At 63.2% G+C, this 8,462-nt stretch carries 8 protein-coding genes; 3 read left to right on the top strand and 5 right to left on the bottom strand.

Annotated elements, in window-relative coordinates:
- The 5 genes from LCF60_RS22440 to LCF60_RS22420 all read right to left on the bottom strand — a co-directional run.
- The coding region (locus LCF60_RS22440; protein ID WP_292294770.1) for a transposase at positions 1 to 409 on the bottom strand (409 nt) is incomplete at its 3' end.
- A gap of 38 nt (positions 410 to 447) precedes the next feature.
- On the bottom strand, positions 448 to 1,038 hold the full coding sequence (locus LCF60_RS22435) for a hypothetical protein (protein WP_292294769.1): 591 nt from the start codon (positions 1,036 to 1,038) through the stop codon (positions 448 to 450).
- Positions 1,039 to 1,122: 84 nt separating this feature from the next.
- Positions 1,123 to 3,144 (bottom strand): TRAP transporter permease, encoded by a 2,022-nt coding sequence (locus LCF60_RS22430; protein ID WP_292294768.1) that lies wholly within the window; start codon positions 3,142 to 3,144, stop codon positions 1,123 to 1,125.
- Positions 3,145 to 3,148: 4 nt separating this feature from the next.
- Complete coding sequence (locus LCF60_RS22425; protein WP_292294767.1) at positions 3,149 to 3,613, bottom strand: DUF1850 domain-containing protein; 465 nt, start codon at positions 3,611 to 3,613, stop codon at positions 3,149 to 3,151.
- 10 nt (positions 3,614 to 3,623) lie between these two features.
- A complete protein-coding gene (locus tag LCF60_RS22420) occupies positions 3,624 to 4,607 on the bottom strand; it encodes a TAXI family TRAP transporter solute-binding subunit (protein ID WP_292294766.1) in 984 nt (327 codons plus the stop codon).
- Positions 4,608 to 4,980: 373 nt separating this feature from the next.
- On the opposite strand from LCF60_RS22420, the gene LCF60_RS22415 reads away from it, so the two are divergent.
- The 3 genes from LCF60_RS22415 (at position 4,981) to LCF60_RS22405 (ending at position 8,208) form a co-directional block, all read left to right on the top strand.
- Positions 4,981 to 5,850 (top strand): tyrosine-type recombinase/integrase, encoded by an 870-nt coding sequence (locus tag LCF60_RS22415; RefSeq protein WP_292294765.1) that lies wholly within the window; start codon positions 4,981 to 4,983, stop codon positions 5,848 to 5,850.
- Between the two features lie 10 nt (positions 5,851 to 5,860).
- Positions 5,861 to 7,042 (top strand): IS91 family transposase, encoded by a 1,182-nt coding sequence (locus LCF60_RS22410; protein ID WP_292294764.1) that lies wholly within the window; start codon positions 5,861 to 5,863, stop codon positions 7,040 to 7,042.
- A 408-nt stretch (positions 7,043 to 7,450) separates the two neighbouring features.
- A protein-coding gene (locus tag LCF60_RS22405; RefSeq protein ID WP_292294763.1) for an IS5 family transposase occupies positions 7,451 to 8,208 on the top strand; the annotation gives its coding sequence in 2 pieces (ribosomal slippage) (positions 7,451 to 7,787 and positions 7,787 to 8,208; 759 coding nt in all).
- The last annotated feature ends 254 nt before the right edge of the window (positions 8,209 to 8,462 follow it).

The raw sequence follows: 8,462 nt of genomic DNA, 5'->3' as shown, positions 1-8,462 counted from the left end.
TCATAAGCGAAGTCCGCTGGCCGACCAGTCGATCCCGAACCCGGTGGAGAGCTTGGATATCAAGCTGATCCTCGCTTTTGGGCGTCACGAAACGCATCGTTGGCCTTGTCGCTGCCTCTACAATGGCCTCGGCATCCCTCTCATCATTCTTTTGCGCCTTGACGTATGGACGCACGTATTCCGGCGACATCAATCGAACTTCGTGACCCTGACTGGTCGCCTGTCCGGCAAGATGATGCGCACCACAACTCGCTTCCATGGCAACGACACACGGATCAAGCTTCGAAAGATGATCAACCAGCTTATCCCTTCGAACGCGACGACGCCGTAGCACCATTCCCACCTCGTCGGCCTCGACAATGCTGCAAACATTCTTCCCAAGGTCGATCCCAACAATTGCAATTCCCATGATCCGAACTCCTCCACTTGGTTGCACCTGACCGCAGCTTACCAAAGGCGCGGCGGGAGGGGCGGGCCATTCCATAGAGAACCTTCAGGAAAGCCGAGCCGCGCGCGCCGGCTGCCACCTATCACCGCGCCGACCTGACGGTTTCGCAGAAGACCTGACGGTTTCGCAGAAAAGGGCCCGCGCTGGTCGTCCATCACGACGCGGGCCGACAGGGAACAGACCGGGACGCTCGTCGTCACGCCGATGGCGTAGAATTGGCCACGCCCTGGGGCGAGGGCATCCTGAAAATACGGGCGAAAGACATAGTTTTCGCCTTCGAAACTGCTTGGGCGGGTCCAGTTTGACGCCGCGTTGGTCTCGCCTTCGGCGTCGATCAGGAACAGGTCATCCGCCCCTGCATGTGCGGCGACGGTTTCCAGATAGGTGTTGGCGTCGCTGAGGGGCCCGGTGCCTGCAAAGGAAGCGCGGACCCGTGCGTCTTCGGCAGCGACGCCGGGCAAGGCGCGCAGCCGGTCGCCCTCGGCCTGGACGGCGCGGTGGTCAGCAAAAGGGTCTGGTCCAGTTCCTGCCGGGCCGAGCCAGGCGCCAGCGACGACGTCACGACCCACACCAGCAGTGCGGAAACGCATGCGCGCACAAGCGGACGCGCAGGGATCATCCGGTCGACCGGACCAGTCGTGGGGTGCGGCTGCGACGTCTGCCGCGACGCCGCGTCAAGAGGCCGTGGGCGGACGGGCCTCTGCGCTTTGTGCTGAGGTATCCGTTCGGTCGCGATCCTTCCGGGCCTGTGCCCAGTTCAGCGCGAGGACACCGAGGATCACGGCGGCGCCCAGCACCTCGACCGTCAGGTCGGGCCAGAAGCAGGCGATGACGCCCGGCACAAGTGCCGCCCGCGCCCAGAGCGGCATGGGTCGGAACAAGAAGCCCTCCAGCGCGGCGGCAAAGGCAGTCAGCGCGAGGATGGCGATGGCCCCGCTCCAGAGCACCAACGGCAGCGGGCCGCCCAGGATGATCTCCTCGTTGAAGACCATGAACAGGGGGATCAGGTAGAGGCCCTTGGCGTATTTCCAGGCCTGAACGCTCGTCTCCATCGGTTTCGACCCGGCTATGGCCGCGCCCGCGAAGCCCGCCAGCGCCACGGGGGGCGTCACATTGCTGTCTTGTGAATACCAGAACACCAGCAGATGCGCGATCAGGATCGGCATGCCGAATTCCTGCGTGAGCGCCGGGCCGACGAGGATGATCAGCACGATATAGGCCGCCGTCACCGGCAGCCCCATGCCGAGGATCAGGCTGGCGATGGCCACCAGCAGGATCGCGAGGATCAGGTTGCCGCCGGAGAAGGCGATCATCATCGCCGAGAATTTCAGCCCCAGCCCGGTCAGGCCCACGACCCCCACGATGATCCCCGCCACCGCACAGGCCATGGACACGGCGACCGCGTTGCGCGCGCCCAGTTCCAGAGCCTCCAGCATCAGGGCAAGACCCCGGCGGCACAGCGCAACGAAACCTTGGGCGGTCGGACCATCGGTGAAGAACACCCACACCGCGCGTGCGGCGGCGGCGGCCACGATCGACCCTATCGCGTAGAACCCCACCCGCATGGGCGAATATCCCGCCACCAGCAGCGCCACCAGCGCCACCAGCGGCAACAGGAAATGCCAGCCCTCAGCCAGCACGCCGCGCACGCTGGGCAGTTCAGCGGCAGTCATTCCGGTCATGCCCTGTTTGACTGCGGCAATATGGACCAGCAGGTAGACCGCTCCGAAATAGAGCACCGCAGGGAAGATCGAGACCAGGACGATGTCGACGTAAGGCACCCGCGTGAACTCGGACATCAAGAACGCGCCAGCCCCCATCAGCGGCGGCATGATCTGCCCGCCGGTACTGGCCGCGGCCTCGATCCCGCCGGCCTGCGCCGGGCGGTAGCCCAGCCGCTTCATGAGCGGGATGGTGAAGGCGCCGGTCGTAACCACGTTGGCGATGGCCGAGCCCGAGATCGAGCCCATGCCGGCCGAGGCGATGACGGCGGCCTTGGCAGGCCCCCCGCGCTGGCGCCCCGTCGCGGCATAGGCGAGGTCGATGAAGAACTTGCCCGCGCCGGTGACTTCGAGGAAGGCGCCGAACAGCACGAAAGTGAAGACGAAGGTCGCGGCCACGCCAAGGGGAATGCCGAATATACCTTCCGCCCCCAGAGTCATCTGGCTGGCGAGCCGCTCCAACGAATAGCCGCGGTGGTTGAGGATGCCGGGCATCAAGTCGGCGAGAAACGGCAACTCCCCCCGGCTACCCGCGAAGGCATAGGCGATGAAGACCACGCCAATGATCGTCATGCCGAGGCCCACGGCGCGGCGCGCGCCCTCGAGCACCACGAGGATGGTCAGCACGCCCACCCAGACGTCGATGTCGCGCGGGAAGATCTGGTTGGCGATGGTGTCGATATTGACCGGCAGCCACGCGCCAACGACGATGGACGCCGCAATCAGCGTGCCGTCGATAGCCCAGCCCGAGGGCCCACGCGGGTGGCCGCGGCCCCAGACCGGGTAGATCAGGAAACACAGGACGAGGATGAACCCGAGGTGGATGGGCCTCTGGTAGAACAGGCCCAGCGGTTGCACACCGGCCGCGTAAAGCTGAAACAGCGACAGGCAGATGCCCACCACGGCGATCATGCGCAGCACGATCCAGGGCTGCGGGTTTTCCTGCCTTGTTGGCACCTCGGTGTCGGTCACCATCGCCCTAGTCTCCCGTCAGTTCGATGCGCACCCGCTGGCGCGCGGCGACCGCCGACAGCGACACCACCGTGTCGCCCACCTGCAGCCGATGATCGACGTGGCCGGCCCCGGGGCGCAGCACGTAGGAATCGCCCGGCACAAGTTCGTCGATGTCGAGTATCCAATATCCGCCCTCGCCGTCCGAAACCTGCCGGCCGCGGCCTGGGATATGCCCCAGACCGGCCGCGAAATCGGGCTGGCGCGAGCGCACAAGAACCATGTGCCCGCCCCGGTTCTCGTAGCAATCGGCGACCGGAAAGCCCTGCACGGAATGATTCCAAAGCACGCACCACCCCGCCCCCTCGGGAACGGGCAGGCGGGCGATTTCGGTGCCGTCCTCGGCAGTGGCGACAAGCTCGCCCGCCGCGGCGGCGGACAGGGTGGAGAGAAGGAGGAGGGCTGAAAGCCCCCCTCCAATCCGGGCAGTCACGGCCCCGCGCTCACTCGCGCAGGCGGTCCGGAATCTCGGCGCCGATCTCCTCGTAGTAGCGGATCGCGCCGGAGTGCAGCGGCACCGGGGTCGCAGAGAGCGTGAACTCCACCGTGGTCTGGTTCGCCGCCGGGTGCACCGCGCGCAGGTCGTCGATGTTCTCGAACATGGCCCGCGTGATCTCGTAGGCCAGATCGTCGGACATTTCGGACGACACCGCCAACACGTTCGGAACGCCCAGCACCATGGTGTCGCCGACACCCTCATAGGTGCCATCGGTCAGCGTGGTGCGCGCGAACAGCGGTTCGGCCTCCTGTGCAGCGGTCATCTCGGATTCCGACAGCTCGATCATCACGATCGATTGCGTGGTGGCGAGGTTCAGGATCGACGAGGTTGGTGCGCCCACCGACCAGAAGCCCGCATCGATATCGCCATTGGCCAGCGCATCGGCGGTCTCGTTGAAATTCAGGCGCTGTTCCTCGATATCATCATAGGTGATGCCATTGGCGGCGAGGATCGCCTCAGCGTTGACCTCGGTCCCCGATCCCGGCGCACCGACGGACACGCGCTTGCCCGCGAGATCGTCGAGGGAATCGATGCCCGACCCTTCCAGCGCGACGATCTGGATCATGTTGGCATACATCGACGCCAGACCGCGGATCATCGGCAGTTGCTGATCCTCGAACCGCCCGGTGCCGGTATAAGCCTGGGCCACGGTATCGGCCAGCGCAAGGCCCATATCGGCATCGCCCAGCGCGATCAGGCCCATGTTCTCGACCGACGCGCCGGTCACCTCGGCGGTGGCTGAATACCCTTCGACATTGTTGTTGATGACCTCGGCCAAGCCGCCGCCCATCGGGTAATATACCCCGCCGGTGCCGCCAGTGGCGACCGAAAGCTGTTGCTGCGCCAGCGCAGGCGCCCCCAGGCAGACCGCGATGATCGCGGCCGTTCCGACCAGGCCCTTCGGCGCGCGAAGAATAGTGTGTGGCATGTTGTCCTCCCATGACAGGTTTATCATTTGGTCTTGTAACGTTTCTCTCCAGACAATCGCAAGCTTTCAGAGTTCTAGCAAAGTTGGATCGCTTTCCACCTTGGACGGTGAGTTTCGTAGCAAGCGATCACCATGCCCTGCGAAGGATCTCGCAACGTGCGAGAAGCGCTGGCAGAAGGCTGGACTTCATCGCGCAAACAAGCAGGACAAACGATCGAAATCTGCGACTATCATCACTATAGCGTGTTGCGCCCTTTCCGATTCAGGATTGAACGAACCCGCTAACGCGGGATTTGCGTTGCTATTGGCGGGAATGGCCTCCTGATGAGAAGGTTTGGTTGCTGAGACCAACCTTTGAACAGGAGACCATCCCATGGCAAATGCCACACCAGCGGTAAGTCCGCTGCGCCGCCGTATGATCAACGACATGACACTGCGCAACCTGTCGCCGGCTACCCAGCGATCATATCTCAACGCTGTGACCAGATTTGCGCGTCACTTCAACCGATCACCGGATCAACTGGGGCTGGAGGATGTCCGGGCCTTTCAAGTTTACCTGGTGTCGCAGGGCATTTCGTGGCCAGCGCTCAACCAGACGGTCTGCGCCTTGCGCTTTTTCTACGGTGTCACCCTGAACCGTGCGGAGATCCCTGAGCGGATCGCCTATGCGCGCACGCCGCGCAAGCTGCCAACGATCCTGAGCGCCGACGAGGTTGTGCGGTTCCTCGAGGCAGTGCCGTCCCTGAAGGCGCGCGCGGCACTGACCACGGCCTACGCTGCTGGGTTGCGAGCCTCGGAAGCGGTCAGCTTGAAGGTCGCGGATATCGACAGTGATCGGATGGTGCTTCAGGTCCGCCATGGCAAAGGTGCCAAGGACCGCACAGTCATGTTGTCGCCACAGCTTCTCGGCATCTTGCGAACCTACTGGCGTTTGGCGCGGCCGCCGGACTGGCTGTTTCCGGGACGCGGCGACAAGCCGATCGACGTGCAGGTGCTGCACTCCGCCTGCCGATCCGCAACCAAGGCGGCGGGACTGACCAAAAAGGTCAGCGTCCACACTTTGCGGCATAGTTTTGCGACGCATCTACTTGAAAGCGGCGTCGATATCCGCGTCATCCAAGTGCTGCTCGGACACAGCAACCTGTCGACCACTGCGCGCTACACGCAAGTTGCCACGACAACGATCGCGAGGACGCAGAGCCCGTTCGATCGCCTGAGCCTGGAGGTGGTGCCGCCCGGTTGAGGGGCGCGCCATGCCCCCCACCCTGGAGGTGGCGGATATTTTCCGCCGCCATGGCCCTGCCTACATCCATGCTCACGACGGCCACCTCGGACGCGTGGAGCGCCGCGTCATGTCGGCGATCGAACTGTGCCGCACGGCCGCGCTCGGCGGCCATGTCGAGGGCTGCCGGGCCTGCGGCGAGGTGCGTGTCGCCTATAATTCCTGCCGCAACCGGCATTGCCCCAAGTGTCAGGGTGCGGCCGCGCGCGACTGGCTCGAGGCGCGGGCGGGCGACCTTCTGCCGGTGCCTTATTTCCACGTGGTCTTCACGCTGCCCGCCGAGATTGCATCCATAGCCTTCCAGAACAAGAAGGTTGTCTACACAATTCTGTTCCGGACAGCCGCCGAGACGCTGCGCATCATTGCCGCCGACCCCAAACATCTCGGTGCCGGGATCGGTCTCATTGCAGTGCTGCACAGCTGGGGTCAGACCCTGAGTTATCATCCCCACCTCCATTGCATCGTTCCGGGCGGTGGCCCGTCACCTGATGGCACGCGCTGGATCGCCTGCCGCCCCAACTTCTTTCTGCCAGTCCGGGTACTGTCGCGCCTGTTCCGTCGGCTGTTTCTGCAGTCGCTGCGCGTCGCCTTCGAGGCCGGACAGCTACAGTCCTTCGGCGACACCGCTGCAGTCGCCAACCCGCAGGCCTTCACCCGGCTCCTGGCGTCAGCCAGTCGTCAAGACTGGGTGGTCTATGCCAAACCGCCCTTTGGCGGGCCGGAACAGGTGCTGGCCTATCTGAGCCGGTATACCCATCGTGTCGCCATCGCCAATTCACGTCTGGTCAGCATGGCAGATGGCAAGGTGACGTTCCGTTGGCGTGACTATCGCCATGGCCGCCGGCCAAGGGCGATGACCCTTGATGCCGGAGAGTTCATCCGCCGCTTTCTTCTTCACACCGTGCCCGATGGCTTTCACCGCATCCGCCATTTCGGCTTCCTCGCCAACGGCCAGCGCGCCGCCCGTCTCGCGGCCTGCAGGGTGATGCTGGCTGCTCAGGTGCCGGAAGCAGAGGGTCGCGCAGAACCCATGGCGAAGGTCGCGCCCACTCCGCGTCCATGCCCCTGTTGCGGTCGAGCAATGGTTAGGATCACCGTATGGTATCATGGCCAGGCGCCGCCCGAATGGGCCTTCCGGAACGACAGCTCATGATCGACCACGACAAACACCGGATATCCATCCAACCGTCTGCTTCCATGCAGGCCGGAGCGATACACTACGGCTCAAAGCCTTGGTTGCCCCGGTTCTGGCCGTTGCGCAACACCACTTGCCAGAAAACCACACCGGTTTCGCGACCCCTGAAGGCCAGCCATGGGCCAAATTGTCATCCGCGCGCCGCCATTCATCGGTCTGCCCGCCGTCGCAAACACCACCCCAGAGCTGAGCCAGCAACACAATCCCCATAGCGCAAAACCAACCCGCGGGTTCGCTCAATACGGCTTCAATGAGGTCGCGGGCAGCGCATGTGTGACCCCACTGTTGTCCCCCGCGACCTCACAGAACCCTCCAGATTCCCATTGGGCCTGATTTCTGATTCAAACTTCCAAAATGGAGGTTTGAATGAACGAACAACGGTTTGTGGTGTCGGACGTCTTGTGGCAGCGATTTGAGCCGCAGCTGCCGGGCAAGGCCAGTGATGCAGGGGTAACAGCGAAGGACAACCGTCTCTTTCTCGAAGCTGTTTTCTGGCGGGTTCGTACCGGCTCCCCCTGGCGCGACCTGCCCCCCATGTTCGGGAATTGGAACAGTCAATTCCGGCGGTTCCGCAGGTGGGCCAAGTCCGGCATATTCGAGAGTCTTTTCAAAGCCATGAGCGGTGACCCCGATCTCGAATACGCGCTCATCGACGGTACGATCGTTCAGGTTCACCAGAAGGCAACCGGCGCAAAAGGGGGACTCAAGCTCAGGCCATCGGGCGCTCTCGCGGCGGACTGACGACCAAGATCGTGGCGCTGGTGGATGCGCTCGGCAACCTGACCCGCTTCCTGCTCTTGCCCGGTCAAGCCCATGACATGAAGGGTGTTGCGCCGTTGATCCGCAATGTCTCCTTCGGAGCGCTTCTGGCGGACAAGGCATTCGATGCTGATTGGCTGCTGGAGGAGCTGGACGTGCGTGGCGCGAGCGCCGTGATCCCGCCGAAATCCAACCGAAAGCAGCAGCGCGGCTATGATGCTGATACCTACAAGTGGCGGCATCTGATCGAGAACTACTTTGCAAAGATTAAGGAATTCAGAGGGATAGCCACACGCTACGACAAAACAGATTGCAGCTACGCTGCAAATTGGAACCTCGTCGCGGCCTTGATCGCTTCACGATGATTGTCCACAGGCCCTAATTGGAAACAAAAACTTCCCTAGCGCCAAAAGTTAACAAATCAGAAACATTTGCATCTCTAGGTTGTGTTTCGTCTGTGGATAAGCCTGGGGATAATTTCTGACGAACTGGAAATGGGGGATCTCGATGACTGACCTGCACCACCTCCCGGCCCGCAAGGGTCTGGATGCGCTTTTGCCCGAAACTGCGCGGCGGTACCTGGAACACACCGCCGAAGGACGCCCGATCCGCGACATCG

The sequence above is a fragment of the Marivita sp. genome (assembly GCF_020055635.1).
Lineage (GTDB): Bacteria > Pseudomonadota > Alphaproteobacteria > Rhodobacterales > Rhodobacteraceae > Marivita.
The sequence above is the reverse complement of the archived record's forward strand: the minus strand, read 5'-3'. Positions and strand labels throughout refer to the sequence as shown.

Excerpts from the sequence above, each read along its gene's own strand:
- LCF60_RS22420 (WP_292294766.1), bottom strand. The coding sequence starts at position 4,607 with ATGCCACACACTATTCTTCGCGCGCCGAAGGGCCTGGTCGGAACGGCC.
- LCF60_RS22410 (WP_292294764.1), top strand. The coding sequence starts at position 5,861 with ATGCCCCCCACCCTGGAGGTGGCGGATATTTTCCGCCGCCATGGCCCT.
- LCF60_RS22435 (WP_292294769.1), bottom strand. The coding sequence starts at position 1,038 with ATGCGTTTCCGCACTGCTGGTGTGGGTCGTGACGTCGTCGCTGGCGCC.
- LCF60_RS22415 (WP_292294765.1), top strand. The coding sequence starts at position 4,981 with ATGGCAAATGCCACACCAGCGGTAAGTCCGCTGCGCCGCCGTATGATC.
- LCF60_RS22430 (WP_292294768.1), bottom strand. The coding sequence starts at position 3,144 with ATGGTGACCGACACCGAGGTGCCAACAAGGCAGGAAAACCCGCAGCCC.